Consider the following 1,310-nt stretch of genomic DNA (forward strand, 5'->3'; position numbering starts at 1 on the left):
TCGGGTTTGCCAACCTCGCTGGGCAAACACAAAAAGGTGGCTCAACGTATTGAACCACCTTCTAAGAAATCAAAGCTTAGATACAACAACTTAGAGTATGGCCTCCGGTGACTCCGGCAAGATCTGCCCACCATCGACAATAATGGTTTGACCCGTGATGTAGCTCGCCTCTTTGGAAGCAAGGAAGCATACGGCATAACCGATATCCTCTGGCTTGCCTAGCTTTCTAGCAGGAATGGAGCGTGTCATTTGACCTAAATACTCCTCACCCTGGGCCGCTAAACCCTCTGTGAGAATATTACCCGGCATCACCGCATTAATCGTGATCCCCTCTTTGGCATACTCTAATGAGGCACTACGCATAAAGCCAAGCTGCCCCGCTTTACTCGCGGCATAATGACTCCAACCTGGATAGCCCGTGATCGGACCGGTAATGGAAGCGGTAATCACAACACGACCATAGCCTTGCTTTTTCATATAGGCTAGCGCCGCTTGTGTCACAAAAAACGTACCCTTAAGGTTGATATTTTGCATCTGATCCCAATCCGCCTCCGTCATATCGGCTAAATAGGCTTGTGGGAAAATACCGCTATTTGAGCAAAGAATATCTAAGCGACCATACTCGCTCACCACCTCATCAACAACCGCTTTACATTGAGCCTGTGAGGTCACGTCTAACGCTTTAAACGCACAACCCAACTCCGCCGCTGTTTGCTCAGCTGCCGCTTCATCAATATCCGCAATCACAACCTTGGCACCAGCCTCAATTAAGGTTTTAACAATACCTTTACCAATACCCTTTGCACCGCCCGTAACGATAGCAATTTGATCTTTCAGTTCAAACACAACAAATCTCCTTTAAATAATGTTAAACCCTAATACTAGTATAGGCGATCGCTGGGTCAGCTTGATGACAATTAACAAACTACGGTCTGAAACCGTAATCTGGTTTTAATAACTCCGGACGCACTTGATACATTTTATCCACCATCGTTAACATGGCATCGATGTACCATGAACTATCATTTTTACGATGACTGAAAATAATTGGCATACTGACCTTTTCCTCTTCAGCAATGAGTCGATAGTGCAGATCATTACGTGCTCGGGCTTCGGTCGGTATGACGCAATAACCAATACCGGCCGCCACTAAACCTAAGGCTGTTTGTAGGCTCTGCACCTCATGCACTTCCTCAGGATAAATTCGCTTATCATGTAAGGTATTTAGGACATAATCAGCAAAGCCCATGCTCACATTAGAAGGAAAAACAATCAGACTTTGAGACCTTTGCAATAACCCCTCAAACTTC

At 45.6% G+C, this 1,310-nt stretch carries 2 protein-coding genes; both read right to left on the bottom strand.

The genetic code is table 11. The features are described 5' to 3' along the window. Positions 1-90: 90 nt before the first annotated feature. A complete protein-coding gene (gene fabG, locus HMPREF3144_RS02450; RefSeq protein WP_018027238.1) occupies positions 91-846 on the bottom strand; it encodes a 3-oxoacyl-ACP reductase FabG in 756 nt (251 codons plus the stop codon). 79 nt (positions 847-925) lie between these two features. Further along, on the bottom strand, positions 926-1,310 hold a 385-nt coding region (locus tag HMPREF3144_RS02455; RefSeq protein WP_246823837.1), incomplete at its 5' end, for a LysR substrate-binding domain-containing protein.

It is taken from the genome of Oligella sp. HMSC05A10 (assembly GCF_001808335.1).
GTDB lineage: Bacteria > Pseudomonadota > Gammaproteobacteria > Burkholderiales > Burkholderiaceae_B > Oligella > Oligella urethralis.